The sequence below is a fragment of the Flavobacterium defluvii genome (genome assembly GCF_900129555.1).
Classification (GTDB): Bacteria; Bacteroidota; Bacteroidia; order Flavobacteriales; family Flavobacteriaceae; genus Flavobacterium; species Flavobacterium defluvii.
In genome coordinates, this window is sequence record NZ_FQWC01000001.1 from 413,782 (window position 1) to 437,038 (window position 23,257).

Sequence of the window (23,257 nt, forward strand, 5' to 3'; positions counted from 1 at the left end):
TTTACTGTAACATGAAATACTATATTTTTACTTACTAATTTTTTTTTAATTAAATTTCGGTTTTTAAAGTAATGAAACACACCATAATCCTATATATTTTTTTAATACCAATCTTATCGTTTTCTCAGGTAAACGGGAGCTTTACGCTCGATTGGCAAGGCAAAAAAGAGATGAATTATGGCGAGAACAAAATTATTATTCCGTACTTTTCCGGAAACGCTTTTCGCTTCGACATTACTAAAAAAAGCATAAGTCTGCTGCTTAATTTGAATCAGTCAAACGTCGGAAACAACAGTTCTGTAGAAATTACAAACGTAAATTTTGAGCCAGTTTCAAGAGCAGATTTAGGTGATTTAGCAGCAGAAAATATTCCAAATAAAATAAATGAATCACTAAAAATTACTAATTCAAGAGGAATTAAACAAACATTTCTGAGTCTTTACCCTATTGTTAAAGAAGGAAATAACTTTAAACGGATAAGATCTTTTTCTTACATAATTAGTAATTCTTCGGCAAAAAACAGTAATTCATCTGTATATCAAAAATCGGCAGCAATTTCAAATTCTGTTTTAGCCTCTGGAGAATGGTATCGTTTTTATGTAGAAAAATCTGGCGTTTACAAAATTACCAGGTCATTTTTGCAAAGTTTAGGCTTTGATCCAAGTAAAACTGATTCTAGAAGAATTAAAATATATGGAAACGGCGGACGAATGCTTCCACTCGCCAATAATATATATTATCCTGAAGATTTAACAGAAAATGCTATTGAGGTTATAGGTGAAAGCGACGGAACTTTTAATAATGAAGATTACATCCTTTTTTATGCCGAAGGGGTTGAAAACTGGAACAACGAAAGCCAAACCAACTTAAACCTTTACAGCAATAGATCTTATTATTACATAACAACATCAGGAAGTGACGGAAAAAGAATTTCAACCCTTAATCAGCCAACTGCAAACAGCACTTTAGAGCTAAACACGTTTGATGACTATCAATACCACGAAATTGACCAAACCAATATTGCTCACTTAGGACGCCAATGGCTGGGGGAATCTTTTGATATTAATCAGGAGCAGGAATTCAGCTTTAGTTTTCCAAATCTTGAAACTTCCATACCTGTAAAAATTGAATTAAATGCAGCTTCGGCAGCTTTTACTCCTACTTCATTTATTGTCTCTGCAAACGGGCAAAATATCGGAACGTTAAATTTTGCAAGCTTAACGCCGAGTTCAGAAATTAAATACCTTACTCAAAAACTTCCTTCAAACACAACATTTACCGGCGCAGAAAGCATAAAAATTAAGCTTACCTATAATAATAATGGTGTTCCGGGCTCAAAAGGGTATTTAGACTACATTAATTTAATTGCAAAGAGAAAGCTTCTTGGCACTGGAAAACAATTTAAATTTCAATACAATTCAGCCGGATCAACGACAGGAGTTGTAAACTACACTATCGGAAATGCTTCAGGCATTTCTCAAATCTGGGATATTACAGACCTATATAATGTATCAAAAATTGAAAACCCAAACCAATCTTCTTTTAGTTTTAAAGCCAATTTAGGCGAAATTAGAAATTACATCGCAATTGATCCTGCTGATTATTACACACCTTTAAAAGAAGGTCAGTCAAAAATTGCAAATCAAAACCTAAAAGGAACTATTTTTAAAAACAATCAGAATAGTTTTCAGGATATTGATTATGCAATTATAACACCAAAATCTTTAGCCTCACAAGCCGAAAAACTGGCCAGTTTTCACCGCAATAATTCTAATTTAAATGTAAAAGTCATTTCATTAGAAGATATCTATCAGGAATTTTCTTCAGGAAAACAAGACATTGCAGCCATTAGAAACTGCGTTAAATACATTTATGACAATGCTTCTTCTGCAGAAAAAAGAATTAAATATTTAAATTTATTTGGAGATGCTTCGTATGACTATAAAGACAGAATTTCAAACAACACCAATATTGTACCTATATATCAATCTTTGACCAGCAATTCAACAGGTGAAGCCTCATTTGCATCTGATGACTTTTTTGGTTTAATGGATTCAAATGAAGGTATTGTTGCTTATCCTTTTGATGGAATTGACATTGCTGTTGGCCGTATGTTGGTTTCAGACAACGCTCAGGCTCAGGAAATGGTCAATAAAGTTTTAGAATATCACGACGTTAAATCTTACGGAAACTGGAGAAACAACATTGTTTTAATAAGCGATGATTCTGATCAAAGTTCTGATGCTTCACTTCAATCACGTCAAAATAATTTAGCCGATGTAATTGCGACCGAAAAACCTTTTTTTAATATCGACAAAATACTTTTAGACTCATATACACAAGAAGCTTCTGCAGGCGGATCAAGATATCCAAAAGCAAGAACTGACTTTTTTAATGCTTTCGAAAAAGGCGCTTTAGTATTCAATTACTTAGGCCATGGAGGCGAAGACGGGTTGGCGAGTGAAAGAATTTTTGAAAAATCAGATGGACAAAATCTTAATAATCAATATAAATATCCTTTATTTATTACAATTACCTGCGAATTTTCGAGATTTGACGATCCTACCCGACCAACTGCAGGCGAGTATACTTTTTGGAATCCAAAAGGCGGCGCTATTTCAATGCTGACCACAATTCGCGAAATAGGTCAGTTTAATGCCGAAAATTTTAACGACAGTTTGAGTAAAAATCTTCTTTCATACGGCTCAAATCAATACAATAGTATTGCCGAATCTCTTCGAATTTCAAAAAATGAAAATCCAAGTTCTGCGAGTAATGTTGTTGTATATATAGGAGATCCGGCTTTGATGCTGGCAATCCCAAAACCACGAATTAATTTAACGAAAGTTAACGATATTGTGATTTCGCAGCCAATTCCAGATTTTAAATCACTCTCAAAAATTAAAATCAGCGGCGAAATTACGGATGAAAACAATGTCATTTTAAGCAATTATAACGGCGAATTAGCAACCGCTATTTTCGATAAAATGATAACATCTACTACATTAAATAATGATGGATATAGTCCTGCAATGTCATTCAAAACTCTGGGAGAAACCATATTTAGAGGAAACGCGTCTGTAACCAACGGTCAGTTTGAGTTCAGTTTTGTTGTTCCAAGAGACATTCGCATTCCTGTCGACAATGGCCGAATTAGTTTTTATTCTAAAAAAAATCAGGCGTTAGAAAACCAAACCGGCTATAATAACACCATAAAAATTGGAGGGATAAATGAAAATGCACCTCTGGACAATATAAGTCCAAAAGTTAAGTTATATATGAACGATGAAACTTTTGTGTCTGGCGGAATTACAAATGCATCACCTTTTCTTTTAGCATTTTTAGAAGATGAAAATGGCATCAATACAGCTAGTGGAATTGGGCATGACATTATAGCTGTATTAGACGGGGATACAAGTAATCCGTATATTTTGAATGATTATTATCAAACAAAATTAGATGATTATACCAATGGAAATTTACGTTTTCCGTTGAGAAATCTATCACCGGGATTACACACTATTAGTTTTACGGCATGGGATGTTTATAACAACCCTGTAACAAGCGAGATTCAATTTGTAGTTGTAGGAGATGAAGAATTAACACTAACACACGTTCTAAATTATCCAAATCCGTTTTCAACCTATACACAGTTTTGGTTTTCGCACAACAGACCTTACGAACCTTTAGATGTTCAGGTTCAGGTTATGACAATTACCGGAAAAGTAGTTTGGACAAAAAATCAAATTATTACAACCGAAGGATTTTTATCGAGAGAGATTACATGGGACGGAAAAGATGATTTTGGCGACCGAATTGGAAAAGGAGTTTATATTTATAAACTTACCGTAAAGTCTAATTTAACAAATAAAAAAGCAGAAAAATACGAAAAACTTGTCATTCTATAATAAATTATATATTTGTAAAACAAATACCATTAAACCCAAAAATGAGAAAAATATCACTTTTACTAATTTGTTTATTAGTCATTTCTTTCGCAAAAGCCCAAAACATCGAAAGACCAATTACCACAGGAGTTCCGTTCCTATTAGTTGCAGCTGATGCGAGAGCTGCAGGTTTAGCAGATCAAGGAGTAGCAACCTCTTCAGATGTATTTTCTCAACAATGGAATCCGGCGAAATATGCTTTCGCAGAAGACGCTCAGGGACTTTCTATTAGTTATACTCCTTACTTAACAGATCTTGCCAATGACATTTCACTTGGTCAGTTAACATACTATAACAAAATCAATGAAAAAAGTGCTTTTGGAGCAAGTTTCCGTTATTTTGGTTTTGGAGGAATCGAATTAAGAGAAACCGGAGACCCAAATGAAGCTACAAGAGAAGTTAGCCCAAACGAATTTGCGCTTGACGGATCGTATTCATTAAAATTAAGCGAAACATTCTCGATGGCCGTTGCCGGCAGATATATCAGATCTAATTTAAAAATTCCGTCAGGTGAAGTTGATGCCTCTGCAGCAAGCTCTTTTGCTGTTGACGTAGCAGGTTTTTATCAATCAGAAGAAATTGCTTATTCTGATTTTAACGGAAGATGGAGAGCTGGTTTTAACATCCAGAATCTAGGCCCTAAAATCAGCTATGATAATGACGATTTAAGTTCAAACTTTCTGCCAGCCAACTTAAGATTAGGAGGAGGTTTTGATTTTATATTTGATGAATACAATAAACTTGGCGTAAGCGTAGAATTTACAAAACTTTTAGTACCAACTCCTCCCGGACCAGGAACTCCGGTTGACGCAAATGGAGATGGAGATTTTACTGATCCGGGAGACATTTCTCAATCAGAAGCAGACGCCATCAGCTACAACAAATATAAAGATACCGGATGGGTAGAAGGTATTTTTAAATCATTTGGAGATGCTCCAGGCGGATTTAGTGAAGAATTAAAAGAAATCACATATAGTGCAGCTGCAGAATATATGTATCAGGATTCATTTGCAATGCGATTAGGTTATTATCACGAAAGCCCAATGAAAGGAGCAAAACAATTTTTCTCTTTAGGAGCTGGTTTCAAATACAACATTATGAGAATTGATGTTTCTTACCTATTCTCATCATCAAAAATCAAAAATCCGTTAGAAAATACACTTCGTTTCTCTTTAACGTTTAACTTTGGAGACAAATACGAAACATATTAAAGAAAAATCATAAAAAATAAATACAATCCAAATTTCTATCTTTTTAGGAATTTGGATTTTTTTTCCTCAAAAAACAATGAAAGAAATAAGCATTACATCATCATTTACCATTTACGACAATATCAACGAGCTTTCTCAGGAAATTCAGGACTTAATGAATCAGGCCGTTGAAATTCGTGAAAAAGCTTATGCCCCATACTCACAATTTAAAGTAGGAGCCGCTTTACTTCTGGACAACGGAAAAGTAATTTTAGGATCTAATCAGGAAAATGCTGCTTATCCATCAGGATTATGTGCAGAAAGAACAGCCATATTTTATGCAGGAAGTGCTTATCCTGAAGCCAAAATTTTAAAAATGGCTATTACAGCAGCTTCAGACACAAATCAAACTCAGGCGCCAATTCCTCCATGCGGTTCTTGTCGTCAGTCGATTGCAGAATACGAAATAAAACAAGACACCCCTATCGAAATCTATTTTATGGGAGAAATAGGCGAAGTTTACAAATCGGCATCCCTAAAAAATTTACTCCCATTTATGTTTGATAAAAAGTTCTTGTAAAAAAAAGCCAAAAAAGACCTTTTAAATTTTAGTTCTTAAACGGAATGTCTTATTTTTGCATCCCGACCTTTCGGGCGCAAATTTGTGGGAGGAAACTATTTTGCGGTAAAGGCACAATAATCGAAACACAAACAACTTTAGCAAAAGAAAGAATTCAGATGAAAGAAGTTACAAAAGAGGTATATTTAAAGTGGTACGAAGACATGCTGCTTTGGAGAAAGTTTGAAGACAAACTTGCAGCATTATACATTCAACAAAAAGTTAGAGGTTTTTTACACCTATATAATGGTCAGGAAGCCGTATTAGCAGGTGCTTTGCATGCTATGGACTTGACTAAAGACAAAATGATTACTGCATACAGAAACCACGTTCAGCCAATCGGTATGGGAGTTGATCCTAAAAACGTAATGGCAGAACTTTTAGGAAAAGCAACAGGAACTTCTAAAGGTATGGGAGGTTCTATGCACATTTTCTCTAAAGAACATGGTTTTTATGGTGGTCACGGAATCGTAGGTGCTCAAATTCCTGTAGGAGCTGGTATTGCTTTTGCAGATAAATATTTTAACACTGGCGGTGTTACCTTAACTTATTTTGGTGACGGAGCTGCAAGACAAGGTTCACTTCACGAAGCATTCAACATGGCTATGCTATGGAAATTACCAGTTGTATTTATTGTTGAAAATAATGGATATGCAATGGGAACTTCTGTAGAAAGAACTGCTAACCATACTGACATCTGGAAATTAGGTTTAGGTTATGAAATGCCTTGCGGACCAGTTGACGGAATGAACCCGGTAAAAGTTGCTGAAGCAATGCACGAAGCAATCGAAAGAGCGCGTCGCGGAGACGGACCAACTTTCCTTGAAATGAAAACGTACCGTTACAGAGGACACTCAATGTCTGATGCTCAATTATACCGTTCTAAAGAAGAGGTAGAAGAGTACAAAAAAATTGACCCAATTACACAAGTTCTTGATGTAATTCTAGATCAAAAATATGCTACAGAAGCAGAAATCGAAGTAATTGACCAAAGAGTTAAAGACTTAGTTGAAGAATGTGCGAAATTTGCTGAAGAATCTCCATATCCAGACTTACAACAATTATACGATGTAGTATACGCACAAGAAGACTATCCATTTACACCTCATAAATTATAATAAATCATGGCAATTAAAGTAACTATGCCTCGTTTGAGCGATACTATGACGGAAGGAACGGTAGCAACTTGGCTTAAAAAAGTAGGCGACAAAGTAAGCGAAGGTGATATCTTAGCTGAAATCGAAACAGACAAAGCAACAATGGAGTTCGAATCTTTTAACGAAGGAACTCTTTTACATATCGGAATCCAAGCTGGAGAAACTGCTCCGGTTGATTCATTATTAGCAATCATTGGTAACGAAGGAGAAGATATATCTGCCCTTTTAGCTGGTGGTGCTGCTGCTCCTGCTGCCAAAGCTCCAAAAGCGGATGCTCCAGCTGCTGAAGCAAAAACTGAAACTGCTGCTCCTGCAAAAGCAGCTGAATTACCAAAAGGTGTTGTAGTAGTAACTATGCCGCGTTTAAGTGATACAATGACAGAAGGCACAGTGGCAACCTGGTTGAAAAAAGTGGGCGATACTGTAGCTGAAGGCGATATTTTAGCAGAAATTGAAACAGACAAAGCTACTATGGAGTTTGAGTCTTTCAATGCCGGAACATTATTATACATCGGAATTCAGGAAGGAAACACTGCTCCTGTTGACAGTTTATTAGCTATCATTGGGCCAGCAGGAACTGACATCTCTGGAATCGCTGATAATTTTACTGCCGGAGGCGCTGCAACAACAAGCGCTCCTGCTGCAGAAGAAACAAAAGCTGCTCCTGCTGCTGAAAAAGCACAAGAAGCTGTAGCTGAAACTTCTAACGGAGGAAGAATTTTAGCTTCACCATTAGCTAAAAAAATCGCTTCTGACAAAGGAATTCAACTAAGCCAGGTTAAAGGATCTGGAGAAAACGGACGTATCGTAAAAAGCGATATCGAGAACTTTACTCCATCTGCTCAAACACAAACTGCTTCTTCAGCACCAGCTGCTAAACAAGAAGCTGCCCCTTCATCTGCACCAAAAGTATTCGTTCCTGCTGGAGAAGTTTACACAGAAGAGATCAAAAATTCTCAAATGCGTAAAATCATCGCAAAACGTCTTTCTGAATCTTTATTCACTGCGCCTCACTACAACTTAGTGATCGAAGTAAGTATGGACGAAGCTATGCAGGCTAGAGCTGCTATCAACAGCGTTCCAGATACAAAAGTATCTTTCAACGATATGGTAATTAAAGCTTGTGCTTTAGCATTGAAAAAACACCCAAAAATCAACTCTACCTGGAAAGAAGATGCTATCATCATCAACCACCACGTAAACATTGGTGTTGCCGTAGCTGTTGAAGACGGATTAGTAGTTCCTGTATTGAAATTTACTGACGCGATGAGTTTATCTCAAATCGGTGGTTCAGTAAGAGATCTTGCCGGAAGAGCTAAAAACAAAAAACTTGGACCACAAGAAATGGAAGGAAGTACTTTTACAGTATCTAACCTTGGTATGTTTGGTATTACTGAATTCAATTCAATCATCAACCAGCCAAACTCTGCAATCCTTTCTGTAGGTGCAATTGTTGAGAAACCAGTAGTTAAAAATGGTCAAATCGTAGTTGGAAACACAATGATGTTATCATTAGCTTGTGACCACAGAACGATTGATGGTGCAACTGGAGCTCAGTTCTTACAAACATTAAAACAATACATCGAAAGCCCAGTTACAATGTTGGCGTAATCGTTGTTAATTTTATAATTAAATCCCGTTTTGTTTATTCAGAACGGGATTTTTTGTTTAATTTTCATCCTCAAATTCAAAAACTCACAAAATGAAGAAACTAATTCTTGCCACTTTATTTCTGACAGCAATTGCCTGCCAGAAAAAAGAGCAAACAGAAAAAACAGCTGCCGTTACAGACGAACACAGTTACTCTAAACCAGAACTGGCTGTTGCAAAACATCTTGATCTTGACATCAAAGTCGATTTTGACACTCAAACCATTTCAGGAAAAGCGTCATGGACTATTGATAACATCAGCAAAGGAAATGAGATAATCTTCGACGAAAACACTTTAAATATCACTAAAGTAACTTTAGGTGATGACGAAAAAGAAACAAAATTTGAGCTTGGAAAAGACACAGAATTTCACGGAAAACCTCTTCATATCGCTATTGAGCCAAATACAACTAAAGTAAACATTTACTACAACACGACTAAAGATGGTGTTGCGCTACAATGGCTAAAACCAGAACAAACAGCAGACAAAAAGAAACCTTTTGTTTTCTCTCAAGGCGAAAGCGTTTGGTCACGTACCTGGATTCCGTGCCAGGATTCGCCGGGAATTCGTTTTACTTACAATGCAAAAGTTACGGTTCCTAAAGATTTATTAGCAGTTATGAGCGCCGTAAATCCGCAGAAGAAAAACGACACTGGAGTTTATACTTTCAAACAAGACAAAGCAATTCCTTCTTACTTAATGGCAATTGCCGTTGGAGACATCGAATTTCAAGCTATTGACAACAGAACTGGAGTTTATGCAGAACCATCTGTTTTAAAAAGTGCTGCTTATGAATTTGCTGAGCTAGGCAAAATGGTAAATGCAGCAGAAAAATTATACGGACCTTACAGATGGGGACGTTATGACGTATTGGTTTTGCCTCCAAGTTTTCCTTATGGAGGAATGGAGAATCCAAACTTGACTTTCTTAACTCCGGGAGTTATTGCTGGTGATCGTTCGCTAACAAGCTTATTAGCACATGAATTAGGCCACAGCTGGAGCGGAAACTTAGTTACAAACGCAACTTGGGATGATATTTGGTTAAACGAAGGTTTTACAACTTATGTAGAACACAGAATTGGAGAAGCTATTTTCGGTAAAAAAGAATTTGACATGCAAAACGTTATCACCAACAAAGAACTGGTTGACAATGTTGCTGAATATGGAGATACAAATCCAGACACAAGATTAAAAGTTAGTTTGACTGGAAGAAATCCTGATGACGGAATTAGCATGATTCCTTATGTGAAAGGATATTCATTTTTAAGAGTTATTGAAAATGCAGTGGGACGCGATAAATTTGATCCGTTTATTAAGAATTACTTCGATTCTCATGCATTCCAATCTATCACAACAGAAGATTTTGTAAAATATTTAAACGAAAATCTTATTAAAGGAGACAAAGCTTTAGCAGATAAAATCCAATTAGACAGCTGGATTTACAAACCGGGAATTCCATCAAACATTCTTCCTGTTAGTTCAGCAGAATTTAATGCAATTGATGCGATTCAAAAAGGCTGGAGAGAAACCGGTGTTGCAGGGTTAAGCAAAAAAATCACCACAACTGCCGAAAAACAACATTTTATTGACCTACTTCCTACTGATATTACAGCAAAAGAAATGGAAGCAATCGACAAAGAATTCAACTTTACAAAAGGCGGTAATTTCATTATCAAACGTCAATGGTTTGTTCAGGCAATTCGCCATCAATACAAAGCGGCTGATCCGGCAATTGAACAATTTTTAATCGGAATCAGCAGAACGGGATCTGTAATGATGCTTTACAAAGAAATGGTCAAAACTTCAGAAGGGAAAGTTTGGGCAAAACAGGTTTTTGAAAAAGCTAAATCTGGTTATCATGCCACTACTATTCAGGCTGTTGAAGGTGTTTTAAAATAAAAACAACCACAAAAATTCCGTTTACAATTTTATATCCCAAAGGGATTACATATCGGTAGAAAAAAATTGCGATCGTTCCTATTGTCCCGTCAGGGACTATACATTACAGCGAATAGTTTAGTCCCTGACGGGACAAATAATCATAATGCATAATATTTTTTCTACCGTTATGTAATCCCTTCGGGATAAATCATGATTATTTAATCCCCAATTACGAATGTAAATGGGGATTTTTTCATTCAAAAAACTATCTAGGGAAAATTATCCATCACATAGCGTCAATCCTCCATGTTTTAAAATCTGCAATCGTTGCAACTTTGTAATGTCAAAAGACAACAACAAATAACAACTTTAAAAATTAAATAAAATGGCACGATTAACAGCTTTAAACCCAGAAGAAGTAACAGGAAAAACTAAAGATTTATTCAACGCAGTTCAGGCAAAATTAGGCGTTGTACCAAACATGATGAGAACAATGGGAAATTCACCAGCGGTTCTTGAAGGATATTTAAACCTAAGCGGTGCTTTGAGCCACGGAAAATTAAGCGCAAAAACAGGAGAATTAATCGCCTTGGCAGTTTCAGAAAGCAACTCTTGTGATTATTGTTTAGCCGCTCACACTTTTATTGGAGAAAAATTAATAAAAGCAGATCCTGAAGTTTTAAAAGCAGCAAGATTAGGAAATTCTGCCGACGCGAAAACAGAAGCCATCTTACAATTAGCAAAAACATTAATAAGCAAAGGTGGTTTAGTAAACGATGAAGATGTAAACAAAGCTAAAAATGCAGGAGTTTCTGATGCTGAAATTGCAGAAATTATCGGACACGTAGCTTTAAATGTTTTAACAAATTACTTCAATAATGTAGCAAATACTGAATTAGACTTTCCAACAGTTTAATCGAAAATTGCACATTCACTATAACAAAAAACAATTTATAAAGATAGCTGCGGATTTATTTCATGGCTATCTTTATATTTTCAAAAACAAAATAAATCATGAGTTCTCAAAATGTTTTTACTTTAATCAATCCACAAAATGGTAATTTGGCTTTCAAAATTCTTCCTTTTGGTGATAACAGCCATTTTGATCATTTACAGCGAAACAATTATTACTCTTTAATTTGGGTCACAAAAGGAAAAGGCAAAGTAAAAGCTGATTTTGCAGAACATCAATTTGAAGAAAACTCACTTCTCGCCTTTTCTCCCTATCAGCCTTTTATGCTTTGCGTAAACGAGCCAATTGAAGGAATTGCAATTCATTTTCATCCTGACTTTTATTGCATTCACATGCATCAAAAAGAGGTTTCCTGCAATGGTGTATTATTCAATAATATTTATCAGCCGCCTTATGTTCAGGTTACAGAACAAGCGTCGCAAACTTTCAATATGGTAATTGAACAGATGAAGGCTGAAATTCAAAATGCGGAATTGGCACAATATGAATTACTAATTTCTTACTTGAAAATATTTTTGATCACCGCTTCAAGATTAAAAACAGAACAATTGGAAGAAATGAAATCGGTTCCGGATTCAAAAGAACCCGTAATCCTTCAAAACTTAAAAGATGCGATTGAGCTTAATTTTAAAACCAAGCATTCAGCTGGAAATTATGCTGAATTATTAAATATTTCTCCAAAAGCATTAGCCAAAATATCTAAGAATTATTTCAATAAAACTTTAACTGATTTGATTTCGGAAAGAATCATTATTGAAGCCAAAAGAGAATTGTACTTAACCAATAAAACTGTAAAAGAAATCGCCTACGAATTGGGTTATGATGATGAACATTATTTCAGTCGTTTCTTTAAAACGAATGCCGATGTTTCGCCTCAAATTTATCGTGAGACTGTAGGTTTTGGAAAAATGGAAGCTTAGTTTTTATTCTTCGCTTCAATCCACTTTGACATATACATAGTGCTTTTATAAGCGTGATGCTGCAATAAATTCCCCATAAAATTATGAAGACGATGACTTTCAGAATTTATTAAAAGTGAGTTTACCAGTGAAATCAATTGATTAGAATAATTATTTTTTTGATAGCATTTATTAATGATTGCAATTCCTTTTTTTTGAGCTTCTTTCCAAAGATTTTCGTCTTGATAAAGCGCAATTGCTTTCTTGGCAAACTCATCTGGATTATCTTCAATAAAACCATTCCAAGTTAAATCTTCATGCATAGCTTCAGAACCAACTGAAGTCGTTACACTTGGCGTTCCGCATTGCATGGCTTCTAGTAATTTTCCTTTTAATCCTGCTCCAAAACGAATTGGCGCTAAAACCACTCTGGCATTTTTTACAATTTCATTAGCCTCTTCTGCCCTTCCCATAATGTAAAAACCGTTTTTAGGCTGATGCAACTGCAATGCTTTTTGTGAAGGATAAGCTCCATAAACCTTTAAAACAGCTTCTGGAAAATCCTTTTTTATGGATGGCCAAATAGCTTCTTTCAAATATTGAACAGTGTTCCAATTGGGTTCATGAAGAAAATTTCCAATAAAAACAAAATCATTTCTGTTTTCAAAAAAAGGCAGGTTCAGCAAATCTTCCTCTTTCATTTCATCAACCAAAAAAGGAAGATAGAAAAGTAAATCTTGATTGATTTTGAAAACCTCTTTTAAAATTTTCATTTCAAATTCAGAAATAATCAAAGACAAATCGCATCGCAAAATACTGGCAATTTCCCTTTTTGCAACTTCTTCAGATAATAAATCAATCAATTCAAAAGTTCGATTTTTTTTAAAAGCTTTTTGTCTTGCCGTTCTAAGACAATGCAAATCTTCGGTATCTAAAATTCTAATCGCTTTCGGGCAATTTTCAACCACTCTCCATCCAAATTGTTCTTCAATCATAAAACGATCAAAAAGAACAACATCTGGATTTAATTCTTTTATAAAATCATCAAAACTTGAAGAATTAAGTTCAATGCTTTTTTTTATTACTCCAAACTCAGACAAATCAACCATAAAATCGCTGTCCTGAGCTGCGCTTACAAATGTAATTTCGTATCCATTTTCTTTAAAAATAGAAATCAGTTGCATCATTCTTCCACCTGCTGCAGAAGACTTTGGCTCAGGCCAGACAAACCCAATAATTAAAAGTTTTTTTAGCTGATTCATTGTAATTGGTTTCAACTTACAAAATAATGCTTTTTTCGGCGCAATCGCACAACATTTCCTGATTTTTAGTAATAAAAAACACTAATTTTGCAGGAACTAAATGCTGGGAAATTATGTTGGGATTAAAATTAGCTACAGACCCTCGCTGGGTAAATATCGTTGAGTCAAATATCGAGGAAATTTTAACGGATCATGCGTGGTGCGAACAAAAAGCTGCCTCAAATGCAATCAGCATTGTGACGTATAACTCTGAAATCGAAGAATTGGTAACCGAAATGCTTGAAATTGCCAGAGAGGAACTGGAGCATTTTCAGATGGTTCACAACATTATAAAACAACGTGGGCTTACTTTGGGACGTGAACGAAAAGATCATTATGTAAATGAACTTTTTAAATTCATGAAAAAAGACGGAAGCCGTCGTGACGCGCTTTGCGACCGTTTACTGTTTTCTGCAATGATTGAAGCCAGAAGCTGCGAGCGTTTTAAAGTGCTTTCTGAAAATATTAAAGATGAAGAATTAGCAAAATTCTACCGCGATTTAATGATTTCTGAAGCCGGACATTATACTACTTTTTTAGGGTTTGCCAGAAAATACCAGGACAATATCGACATCGACAAACGATGGAAAGAATGGATTGAATATGAAGGTTCTATTATTACCAATTATGGTAAAAAAGAAACCGTTCACGGATAAATTACGCTCTTTTTTTACTCTCTTTTACTTAAACACCAAAAATTGCTATGCAAAAAAGTAAATCCAGATCAATCGTATTTAAATTTGCGAAGTATTTAGGGATAACTTTCGCTGTTATTTTAGCATTATTATTTTTAACGCCAATTGTTTTTGAAGATCAAATTAAAGAACAGATCAAAAAAACAGCCAACGAAAGACTAAGCGCAGAATTAAATTATTCTGATGTTTCGGTTTCCTTTTTCCGTCATTTTCCCTCCCTGACTTTAACCTTAGATAATTTAAGTCTTAATGGTTCGGCACCATATAAAAATGAAAAATTCATTACAGCAAAAGAGGTTTCTTTTGGGATAAATGTTGCCAGTTTAGTTTTTAGCAAATCGGTAAAAATTGACCAGATTTATTTGTCAGATTCGTTTATTAACGTAAAAGTAAATCCAAACGGAGAAGCAAATTACAACATTTATAAGTCGCAGGCACAAGCGTCTAAATCTAAAGACAGCACAGATACTGCACTAAAACTGGAGCGAATCGAAATTTTAAACAGCAAAATTATCTATGACGATCAGTCTACAAAAGTTCATTTTGATGCGTTTGGTTTCAATTATTTAGGAAAAGGAGATTTAAACAAAGCTGTTTTTGATTTGTATTCTAAAGCAAAAATTGAAAAGTTAAATATTATTTATGAAGATGAACCTTATTTAATGAACAAAAAAATTGATGCAGATTTAATTACAAAAGTAAACATCAATTCGTTATCGTTTTTCTTCCAGCAAAATAACTTAAAAATCAACCAGCTTTTGGTCGATTTTAAAGGAAAATTTGACATCCTGAAAGATGGTTATAATATGGATTTTGTTATAAAATCAGACAATAGCGATTTGTATGATGTATTTACTGCTTTTCCGCCAAAATACATTACCTGGCTTTCTAAAACAGAATTAAAAGGAAACACCAATCTTCTTTTTACTTTAAAAGGAAATTACATCACGTCACAAAACATTGCACCTGATTTGAATTTGGATGTGAAAATTGATAACGGATTTGTCAATTATGAGAAAAGTGCTTTTCCGGTTTCAAATTTGAATTTAGATGTTAAAACAAAAGTTCCGTCATTAAACCCTGATCTTTTAACAGTTGATGCTAAAAATGTTTCTTTAAACATCAATCAGGATTATTTAAAATCAAAATTCTTCATAAAAGGCGCCAATACTCCTGAAATCAATGCCGATTTTAAAGCTAAAATGGACCTTGCTAAATTAACAAAGGCATTAGGAATTCCGGATGTTGAATTAAAAGGATCGCTTGCGGGAGATATTCAGGCGAACGGTAAATACGATCAAAAAAACAAACTTTTCCCTATTACAAAAGGAGTTTTTGATTTAGAAAACGGATATCTAAAAACGAAATATTATCCAAACCCAATTACGAATATTGTTATTAAATCTAAAATCGACAATCAAAAAGGAACTTTTGACGACTTAAAAATTAAGCTAAAACCTGCTCAATTTACTTTTGAAGGAAAACCGGTTTTTGTAGAAGCTGATTTAAGTGATTTTAATGATTTAACGTATGACATTAAAGCCAAAGGCGAGCTGGATGTAAACAAAATCTATAAAGTATTTTCTCAAAAAGGATTGGATTTAGACGGTTTTATTAAAGCCGATTTAGCTCTTAAAGGAAAACAAAGTGATGCAGAAAAAGGAAATTACAGCAAATTAAACAACAAAGGAACTCTTGAATTAAGAAACATTGGAGTTACTTCAGAATATCTTCCTAAAAAATTCGTCATTAAAGAAGGTATTTTCAAAATCAATCAGGATAAAATGTCGTTTAATAATTTCCTGGCGGCTTATGGTCAGTCTGATTTTAAAATGAATGGTTACCTCCAGAATGTTTTTAATTATGCAACCACAAATACAGGCGTTTTAAAAGGCTCTTTTAAAGTTTTTGCACAATATATCAATGTTGATGAATTTATGTCTCAAACATCAGCAGATGCCTCGGTAACAAAAACACCAGCGCCAAAAACAGAAATAAAAGCCAAGCCTGCACAAACTGGCGTAATCATTATTCCAACAAATCTAAATTTACAATTATTAGCAAATGCTAAAAAAGTAAATTTTGACAAATTGAATCTTCAAAACGCAACAGGTTATTTAACCATGAACAAAGGTAAACTGACAATGCAGAATACCGGATTCGATTTAATTGGCTGCAAGGTTTCTATGAATGCCAATTATCAGGCTATAACGCTGCAAAAAGCAAATTTTGAATACACCATTAAAGCTTCTGATTTTGATATTAAAAGAGCATATAACGAAATTGAAGTTTTCAAAAAAATGGCAAGTGCTGCCGAAAAAGCACAGGGAATTGTTTCTTTAGATTATAAATTAAAAGGCCGTTTAAACGGAAATATGGAACCGGTTTATCCTTCACTAGTTGGCGGCGGAGTACTTTCTGTAAAAGATGTAAAAATAAGAGGCTTGAAAATGTTTAATGCCGTAAGCAAACAAACCAGTTCTGAATCGATGAAAAATCCTGATGTTTCAAAAGTAGATATCAAAAGCACAATCAAGAACAACATAATGACCGTAGAACGTTTTAAATTTAAGTTTGCCGGCTTTCGCCCAAGAATTGAAGGAACAACAAGTCTTGACGGAAAACTGAATTTAAAAATGCGTTTAGGATTACCTCCGTTTGGCATATTTGGCATTCCGCTAACAGTTACCGGAACTCAGGACAATCCAAAAGTAAAAGTAGGACGTAAAACTGAGGATTTGGAAGAAACTAAAGATACTGAATAGAAATTTCAATTTTTTTAAATTACAAAATTTAAAACTTCAAATTCCAATTTAAAAATACACATCGACCTTTGTCAAAGTTTTAAACTTTGACAAAGGTTTTTTTGCCTAAACAGAAACCTACAGGTTTTAAAAAACTGTAGGGTTTAGAAACAAAAACTATACAAATTCTAATAAAACAAAAAACCCGATCTTTTCAGAACGGGTTTTTTATAAAAGTAAATCTTTATAAAATATTAAGCCTCGAATGGGATAATAGATACATAAGATTTGTTATCTCTTTTCTTTTGGAACTTAACAACTCCATCAACTTTTGCATGCAAAGTGTGATCTTTACTAATGTAAACGTTTTCACCTGGATTGTGTTTTGAACCTCTTTGTCTAACGATGATGTTACCAGCAATAGCAGCTTGACCACCATAAATCTTAACGCCTAGACGTTTTGATTCTGATTCTCTACCATTCTTCGAACTACCGACACCTTTCTTGTGAGCCATGACGTATGAGTTTAAATATTGTTATTATTCTTTAGTAGCTTCTTTCTTTGCTTTTGGAGCTGCTTTTTTAGCTTTTGGAGCTTCTACTTCTTCAGTAGCTGCTTCTTCTGCTACAACTGCTTTTTTAGCCGCTGCTTTTTTAGTTCCTCCTGCTGCAGTAATACCTTCAATTACAATTTGTGTAAGATATTGTCTGTGACCATTTCTCTTTTTGTATCCTTTTCTTCTTTTCTTTTTGAAAACGATAACCTTATCACCTTTTAAGTGTTGTAACACTTTAGCTTCTACTGAAGCACCTTCTATAGCTGGGGCGCCTAAAGTTACATTTCCGTTATCATCTAATAAAAGAACTTTGTCAAAAGAAACTTTTGAACCTTCTTCGTTAGCTAAACGGTGAACATAAACCTTTAAGTCTTTGCTTACTTTAAATTGTTGCCCTGCTATCTCTACGATTGCATACATACCAAATTGATTTATTGATTTTTAAGGTTGCAAATATACAACTAATAATTTATTGTGCAATCTCTTGCATTAAAAATATTTCAAGTAGTTTAACCACTGTTTTTCAAGGCTTTTTAAAAGATTTTCATCTTTAATCAGAAGTAAAAGATTGTTAAATTCCAATCAAAACAAAGATAAACCTTCAAATAATAATTAAAAAAGTTATTTTTGATGTAACTATAATCAACACTTTACTACCTACAAATTTTACGGGTAATATAATTTTTATTAATCTTTATGAAAAATTCAATAATGATGTTAAGTGCAGCAATAATGCTTGGCGGTGTAGCGCATGCTCAAAAGGTGGCTTTTGAAGAATATAATTTAGACAACGGCATGCATGTCATTTTACACAACGATCCGTCGGCTCCTGTCGTTATTACTTCTGTAATGTACCATGTTGGTTCAAAAGACGAACGCCCGGACAGAACTGGTTTTGCTCATTTCTTTGAACATTTATTATTTGAAGGAACTCAAAATATAAAACGCGGCGAATGGATGAAAATAGTTACCGCAAATGGCGGTGTAAACAATGCTAATACTTCTGATGACAGAACATATTATTACGAAGTTTTTCCATCAAACAATTTAGAATTGGGTTTATGGATGGAATCTGAAAGGTTAATGCATCCTATTATTAATAAAATTGGAGTTGAAACGCAGAATGAAGTCGTAAAAGAAGAAAAAAGAATGCGTTACGATAATCAGCCTTACGGAAATATTCTTCCTGAAGTTAAAAAGAATATGTTCAAAAATCATCCGTATCGCTGGACAACTATCGGTTCTATGAAAGATCTGGATGCAGCAACTCTTGAAGAATTTCAGGCATTCAATAAAAAATTCTATACACCAAACAATGCTGTTTTAGTCGTTGCTGGAGATTTTGATAAAACGAAAGCCAAAGATTGGATTCAGAAATATTTTGGCCCAATTCCGAGAGGTGAAGAAGTTAAAAAACAAACTTACACCGAAGAACCTATAACACAAACAATTAAAGCAACTTACGAAGATCCTAATATTCAGATTCCGATGGTGGTAGCTTCGTACAGAACCCCATCTATGAAAACAAGAGACGCAAGAATTTTAGATTTGATTTCGTCTTATTTAAGCGATGGAAAAAGTTCTAAATTGTACAAAAAAATCGTTGACGACAAAAAAATGGCGCTTCAAATTGGCGCAGTTGGTTTTAGCCAGGAAGATTACGGAACCTATATATTATATGGATTGCCAATGGCTCCGTACACTACAGCTGATATCTTAAAAGAAATGGATGAAGAAATCGTAAAAATCCAAACCGATTTGATTTCTGAAAAAGATTACGAGAAATTACAAAACAAATTCGATAATAATTTTGTGAATGCCAATTCGAGCGTCGAAGGAATTGCAGAAAATCTGGCTTCGTATTATTTACTTTATGGAGATGTAAATTTAATTAACACTGAAATTGATATTTATCACTCTATAACAAGAGAAGAAATTAGAGAGACTGCCAAGAAATACCTAAATCCAAACCAACGCTTAATTTTAGATTATATTCCGACACAAAAGTCTCAAAACTAAGAATATCGAATCATGAAAAATCTACATACTTTTTTAATCTTTTTATTCCTAACTGGAATTATGCAAGCACAAGACCGTCCACAACCAAAACCAGGAAATCCACCGGTAGTAAACATAAAAAAACCTCAAACCTTTGTATTAGCAAATGGCATGAAGGTATTAATTGTAGAAAATCATAAACTGCCTCGCGTAAGTTTCAATCTTACTCTAGACAATGCGCCTTTTACAGAAGGAAACAAAAAAGGAGTTGATGAATTGACAACCAGTTTAATTGGTAACGGAACCAAAAAGACCTCAAAAGAAGCCTTTAACGAAGAAATTGATTTTTACGGGGCCAATATAAACTTTACATCACAAGGCGCTTTTGCAAGTTCATTATCAAAATATTCCGGACGAGTTTTAGAACTTTTGGCAGAAGGTGCTTTACAACCCAATTTCACCCAAACTGAATTTGATAAAGAAAAAGCAAAATTACTTGAAGGTCTTAAAGCCGATGAAAAAAGCGTTCCGGCAATTGCAAACCGTGTTGTTGATGTTTTAGCCTTTGGAAGAAACCATCCAAACGGCGAATATCTTTCTGAAGAAACCGTGAAAAATGTTACGCTCGAAGATGTTCAAAAAAATTATGCAACTTATTTCGTTCCGGAAAATGCTTATTTAGTGGTTATTGGCGATGTGAAATTTAAAGAAACAAAAGCTGCGGTTGAGAAACTTTTTAACGGATGGAAAAAACAAGCTGCTCCAAAAAACACATATCCAAATCCGGAAAATCCTTCTAAACTTCAAATTGATTTTGTAGATGTTCCAAATGCTGTTCAGTCTGAAATTTCTTTGGTAAACACTGTAAATTTAAAAATGAGTGACCCTGATTTTTTCCCAGCCGTTATCGCAAATCAAATTTTAGGAGGTGACTTCAACAGTTATTTAAACATGAATTTGAGAGAACAGCACGCATGGACGTATGGTGCAAATTCGAGTATTGGAGCTGGAAAATATGTAACTAAATTTAAAGCTTCATCTGCTGTTCGAAATACAGTTACAGACAGCGCAGTTGTTCAGTTTATAAAAGAGATTAAAAGAGTTCGCACAGAAAGAGTTGATCCAGAAGTTTTAAGAAATGTAAAAGCAGGCTATATCGGCCGATTTGTAATGCAGGTCGAAAAACCTCAGGCCGTTGCCCGTTATGCTTTAAACATTGAAACTGAAAAACTTCCGGCTGATTTTTACGAAAAATATATTCAGACAATTAATAATGTAACAGCCGACGATATTTATCGTGTTGCAAACAAATATTTCTTGCTTGACAATATGCGAATTGTTATTGTTGGAAAAGGTTCTGATGTGATTCCTGGTCTGGAAAAACTTCAAATTCCTATTTATTATTTTGACAAATACGGAAATCCAATTGAAAAACCAGCCGTTAAAAAAAATGCACCAACTGATGTTACAGCAAAATCTGTTTTCGAAAATTATATCAAAGCTATTGGCGGAGAAAAAGCCGTAACTGCCGTAAAAACCCTTTACATGAACGGATCTACAACAGTTCCGCAAGCTCCTACTCCATTGACTTTTACTTCAAAATTAGATTCCAAAGGTAAAATGATGGTTTCGCTTTCTATGGGAACTATGAATTTAATGAAACAGGTTGTCAATGACAAAGGCGCTTACATTGAACAGCAAGGAAAACGTAAAAACCTTGAAGGTGACGATCTTAAAGAAATGAAAGCAAACGCCGCTCCTTTTGAAGAATTACAGCTAGTTAAAAGGACTGATCTTAAAGTAGAAGGTATTGAACCAATTAACGGAAGCGATGCTTATGCAATAAAAGACGGCAATACAATTCATTATTATGATGTCAAATCAGGATTAAAAGTAGCCAAATCAAAAATCCGTCAACAAGATGGAAAATCAGTTACACAAATAACTAATTTCAATGATTATAGAGAAGTAAAAGGTGTAAAAGTTCCTTTTAATTTAGTTCAGAATGTTGGTTTTGAACTGGATATCAAAATGTCTGAAATTAAGATTAATGAAGGAGTTTCTGAGGCAGATTTTCTTTAAAAGGTTCAAAGCAACAAAGGCTCAAAGTAACAAAGTTTTTTTACAGGCTTTGTCAAAGTTTAAAACTTTGACAAAGCTTTTTTTTAATTACGTTCTTTTTTGTCATGCTGAGCGTAGTCGAAGCCCGGTCCTGGTTCACAAGCCTTTCGACTAAGCTCAGAGTGACAAACTAACTCATAACTCATAACTCCAAATCACTTCTTAGCCGATAAATAAACTCCAATCAAAATAATAAAAGCACCAAAAAACTGAATTGGCGTCAGCATTTCATTATCTAATAATCCCCAGAAAAAGGCAACAATTGGAATTAAATACGTTACTGATGTTGCAAAAACCGGAGATGAAATCTGGATTAATTTGAAGAAAAGAATATTGGCAATTCCGGTTCCTAAAATACCTAAAATCATTACAAAGAAAATAGAATGCTGTGTTGCTTCAAAAGTCAGTTTCTGAGAGATATCTGTTATACTTAAAATAATCAGAGCCGGAACTAATAAAACAGTAAAATTTCCTGTTGTAATACTTACCGAATTCAAATCAGGAAGATATCTTTTAATCAAATTAACATTTATGGCATAACAAAGAGTTGCAATTACAACCAATCCAACATAATAATAGTTTTGTCCGGGATGCGCCGATGCGCCGCTTAAAACCAAAAGTAAACATCCGACCAAACCAATAAAAACACCCAAAACTTGTCGTTTTTGAAACTGAATTCCAAAAATAAGAATTCCCAAAACCAATGTGTTTAAAGGTGTTAGTGAATTTAAAATGGCTACAATTGAACTGTCAACTTCAGTTTCGGCAATGGCAAAAAGATAAGCCGGAATAAATGTTCCAAAAAAAGAAGTCAACGCAACAAATTTCCATTGACGGCGTGAAATCTTTTTTAAACTTTTAAAACCAACAATCAATAAAAAAAGTGCTGCAAAAATAATTCTGAACGAACCAACCTGAATCGCTGTTAAACCAACTAATCCTCTTTTAATTAAAATAAAAGAACTTCCCCAAATTAGAGACAATACCAGTAAGTAAGCCCACTTTAATTGTTTTGCATCCATAAAATCTATTTTACTGCAAATTTGTACTATTTTTATGAACTGACCTCTCGTTTTTTATTAATTTTGTAACAAAATGTAATTACTCAATTAAAATCATATATAATGAAATTTACTAAAATCATAGCTTCATTGGCAATCGCAGGTTTAGTATTTGTGAGCTGTAAAAAAGAAGAAGATAAAAACTTAGCCAACATAAAACCATTAGAAACAACTGCGAAAGAAAAGAAAGCAATTGCTGCAGAAAATGTACAAACGGCAAGTTTCAATATCGAAGGAATGACTTGTGCAGTTGGATGTGCTAAAACTATCGAAAAAGAATTATCAAATTTAGATGGCGTACAAAAAGCTACTGTAGATTTTGATAAAAAATTAGCGACTGTAACATTCGATAAAACGGTACAAAATTCTGAATCTTTAACAAGAGTTGTTCAGGAAACGGGAGACGGAAAAACATATAAAGTTTCGAATTTTAAATCTTAGGTTTACAAGGTTTATAAATTAA

General features: G+C 34.3%; 17 protein-coding genes. 13 read left to right on the plus strand and 4 right to left on the minus strand.

Annotation, left to right across the window (positions count from 1 at the left end):
• Positions 1 to 71 precede the first annotated feature (71 nt).
• The 8 genes from porU to BUC29_RS01880 all read left to right on the plus strand — a co-directional run bounded on the left by porU (position 72) and on the right by BUC29_RS01880 (position 12,338).
• Positions 72 to 3,908 (plus strand): type IX secretion system sortase PorU, encoded by a 3,837-nt coding sequence (porU, locus tag BUC29_RS01845; RefSeq protein WP_073412818.1) that lies wholly within the window; start codon positions 72 to 74, stop codon positions 3,906 to 3,908.
• Between the two features lie 41 nt (positions 3,909 to 3,949).
• Positions 3,950 to 5,158: a type IX secretion system outer membrane channel protein PorV gene (gene porV, locus BUC29_RS01850; protein ID WP_073412819.1), complete on the plus strand. Its 1,209-nt coding sequence runs from the start codon at positions 3,950 to 3,952 to the stop codon at positions 5,156 to 5,158.
• A gap of 76 nt (positions 5,159 to 5,234) precedes the next feature.
• The gene (gene cdd, locus BUC29_RS01855) at positions 5,235 to 5,717 is read left to right on the plus strand and encodes a cytidine deaminase (RefSeq protein WP_073412821.1); all 483 of its coding nucleotides are present in this window, start codon (positions 5,235 to 5,237) and stop codon (positions 5,715 to 5,717) included.
• Between the two features lie 158 nt (positions 5,718 to 5,875).
• Positions 5,876 to 6,874: a pyruvate dehydrogenase (acetyl-transferring) E1 component subunit alpha gene (gene pdhA / locus BUC29_RS01860; RefSeq protein ID WP_073412822.1), complete on the plus strand. Its 999-nt coding sequence runs from the start codon at positions 5,876 to 5,878 to the stop codon at positions 6,872 to 6,874.
• A 6-nt stretch (positions 6,875 to 6,880) separates the two neighbouring features.
• Positions 6,881 to 8,524 (plus strand): pyruvate dehydrogenase complex dihydrolipoamide acetyltransferase, encoded by a 1,644-nt coding sequence (locus BUC29_RS01865; protein ID WP_073412824.1) that lies wholly within the window; start codon positions 6,881 to 6,883, stop codon positions 8,522 to 8,524.
• Positions 8,525 to 8,615: 91 nt separating this feature from the next.
• Positions 8,616 to 10,463, plus strand: a complete 1,848-nt coding sequence (locus BUC29_RS01870) for a hydrolase/aminopeptidase (protein WP_073412825.1) — start codon at positions 8,616 to 8,618, stop codon at positions 10,461 to 10,463.
• A 367-nt stretch (positions 10,464 to 10,830) separates the two neighbouring features.
• Positions 10,831 to 11,361 carry a carboxymuconolactone decarboxylase family protein gene (locus tag BUC29_RS01875; protein ID WP_073412826.1) on the plus strand — a complete coding sequence of 177 codons (531 nt, stop codon included), beginning with the start codon at positions 10,831 to 10,833 and terminating at the stop codon, positions 11,359 to 11,361.
• Positions 11,362 to 11,459: 98 nt separating this feature from the next.
• A complete protein-coding gene (locus BUC29_RS01880; protein ID WP_073412827.1) occupies positions 11,460 to 12,338 on the plus strand; it encodes a helix-turn-helix domain-containing protein in 879 nt (292 codons plus the stop codon).
• Here BUC29_RS01880 and BUC29_RS01885 read toward each other — a convergent pair.
• Complete coding sequence (locus BUC29_RS01885) at positions 12,335 to 13,579, minus strand: glycosyltransferase family 4 protein (protein ID WP_073412828.1); 1,245 nt, start codon at positions 13,577 to 13,579, stop codon at positions 12,335 to 12,337. The genes BUC29_RS01880 and BUC29_RS01885 overlap by 4 nt on opposite strands.
• Before the next feature lie 113 nt (positions 13,580 to 13,692).
• Between BUC29_RS01885 and miaE the strand changes: the two genes are divergently transcribed.
• Together miaE and BUC29_RS01895 are read left to right on the plus strand one after the other, a co-directional pair.
• Positions 13,693 to 14,274 carry a MiaE family protein gene (miaE, locus tag BUC29_RS01890; RefSeq protein WP_073412829.1) on the plus strand — a complete coding sequence of 194 codons (582 nt, stop codon included), beginning with the start codon at positions 13,693 to 13,695 and terminating at the stop codon, positions 14,272 to 14,274.
• Positions 14,275 to 14,321: 47 nt separating this feature from the next.
• Positions 14,322 to 17,078, plus strand: a complete 2,757-nt coding sequence (locus BUC29_RS01895) for an AsmA family protein (protein WP_073412830.1) — start codon at positions 14,322 to 14,324, stop codon at positions 17,076 to 17,078.
• A 233-nt stretch (positions 17,079 to 17,311) separates the two neighbouring features.
• Here the strand turns inward: BUC29_RS01895 and rpmA are convergent, their stop codons facing one another.
• A complete protein-coding gene (rpmA, locus tag BUC29_RS01900) occupies positions 17,312 to 17,572 on the minus strand; it encodes a 50S ribosomal protein L27 (RefSeq protein ID WP_008466657.1) in 261 nt (86 codons plus the stop codon).
• Between the two features lie 24 nt (positions 17,573 to 17,596).
• Positions 17,597 to 18,034 carry a 50S ribosomal protein L21 gene (gene rplU / locus BUC29_RS01905; protein WP_073412831.1) on the minus strand — a complete coding sequence of 146 codons (438 nt, stop codon included), beginning with the start codon at positions 18,032 to 18,034 and terminating at the stop codon, positions 17,597 to 17,599.
• 276 nt (positions 18,035 to 18,310) lie between these two features.
• Here rplU and BUC29_RS01910 point away from each other — a divergent pair, with 276 nt between their 5' ends.
• Entirely contained in the window at positions 18,311 to 19,633 is a 1,323-nt protein-coding gene (locus BUC29_RS01910; protein WP_073412832.1) for a M16 family metallopeptidase, read from the plus strand.
• A 12-nt stretch (positions 19,634 to 19,645) separates the two neighbouring features.
• Positions 19,646 to 21,694, plus strand: coding sequence for a M16 family metallopeptidase (locus BUC29_RS01915; RefSeq protein WP_073412833.1), 2,049 nt, complete (start codon positions 19,646 to 19,648; stop codon positions 21,692 to 21,694).
• 194 nt (positions 21,695 to 21,888) lie between these two features.
• Here the strand turns inward: BUC29_RS01915 and BUC29_RS01920 are convergent, their stop codons facing one another.
• Positions 21,889 to 22,755, minus strand: a complete 867-nt coding sequence (locus BUC29_RS01920) for a DMT family transporter (RefSeq protein ID WP_073412834.1) — start codon at positions 22,753 to 22,755, stop codon at positions 21,889 to 21,891.
• A 102-nt stretch (positions 22,756 to 22,857) separates the two neighbouring features.
• On the opposite strand from BUC29_RS01920, the gene BUC29_RS01925 reads away from it, so the two are divergent.
• Positions 22,858 to 23,235, plus strand: coding sequence for a heavy-metal-associated domain-containing protein (locus tag BUC29_RS01925; RefSeq protein ID WP_073412835.1), 378 nt, complete (start codon positions 22,858 to 22,860; stop codon positions 23,233 to 23,235).
• Positions 23,236 to 23,257 lie beyond the last annotated feature (22 nt).

Bases quoted from the DNA above. Each gene is read 5' to 3' on its own strand.
- cdd (WP_073412821.1), top strand. From the start codon at position 5,235: ATGAAAGAAATAAGCATTACATCATCATTTACCATTTACGACAATATC.
- BUC29_RS01885 (WP_073412828.1), bottom strand. From the start codon at position 13,579: ATGAATCAGCTAAAAAAACTTTTAATTATTGGGTTTGTCTGGCCTGAG.
- rpmA (WP_008466657.1), bottom strand. From the start codon at position 17,572: ATGGCTCACAAGAAAGGTGTCGGTAGTTCGAAGAATGGTAGAGAATCA.
- BUC29_RS01910 (WP_073412832.1), top strand. From the start codon at position 18,311: ATGAAAAATTCAATAATGATGTTAAGTGCAGCAATAATGCTTGGCGGT.
- BUC29_RS01870 (WP_073412825.1), top strand. From the start codon at position 8,616: ATGAAGAAACTAATTCTTGCCACTTTATTTCTGACAGCAATTGCCTGC.
- BUC29_RS01880 (WP_073412827.1), top strand. From the start codon at position 11,460: ATGAGTTCTCAAAATGTTTTTACTTTAATCAATCCACAAAATGGTAAT.
- pdhA (WP_073412822.1), top strand. From the start codon at position 5,876: ATGAAAGAAGTTACAAAAGAGGTATATTTAAAGTGGTACGAAGACATG.
- porU (WP_073412818.1), top strand. From the start codon at position 72: ATGAAACACACCATAATCCTATATATTTTTTTAATACCAATCTTATCG.
- BUC29_RS01865 (WP_073412824.1), top strand. From the start codon at position 6,881: ATGGCAATTAAAGTAACTATGCCTCGTTTGAGCGATACTATGACGGAA.
- BUC29_RS01920 (WP_073412834.1), bottom strand. From the start codon at position 22,755: ATGGATGCAAAACAATTAAAGTGGGCTTACTTACTGGTATTGTCTCTA.
- BUC29_RS01915 (WP_073412833.1), top strand. From the start codon at position 19,646: ATGAAAAATCTACATACTTTTTTAATCTTTTTATTCCTAACTGGAATT.
- rplU (WP_073412831.1), bottom strand. From the start codon at position 18,034: ATGTATGCAATCGTAGAGATAGCAGGGCAACAATTTAAAGTAAGCAAA.
- BUC29_RS01875 (WP_073412826.1), top strand. From the start codon at position 10,831: ATGGCACGATTAACAGCTTTAAACCCAGAAGAAGTAACAGGAAAAACT.
- miaE (WP_073412829.1), top strand. From the start codon at position 13,693: ATGTTGGGATTAAAATTAGCTACAGACCCTCGCTGGGTAAATATCGTT.
- BUC29_RS01925 (WP_073412835.1), top strand. From the start codon at position 22,858: ATGAAATTTACTAAAATCATAGCTTCATTGGCAATCGCAGGTTTAGTA.
- porV (WP_073412819.1), top strand. From the start codon at position 3,950: ATGAGAAAAATATCACTTTTACTAATTTGTTTATTAGTCATTTCTTTC.
- BUC29_RS01895 (WP_073412830.1), top strand. From the start codon at position 14,322: ATGCAAAAAAGTAAATCCAGATCAATCGTATTTAAATTTGCGAAGTAT.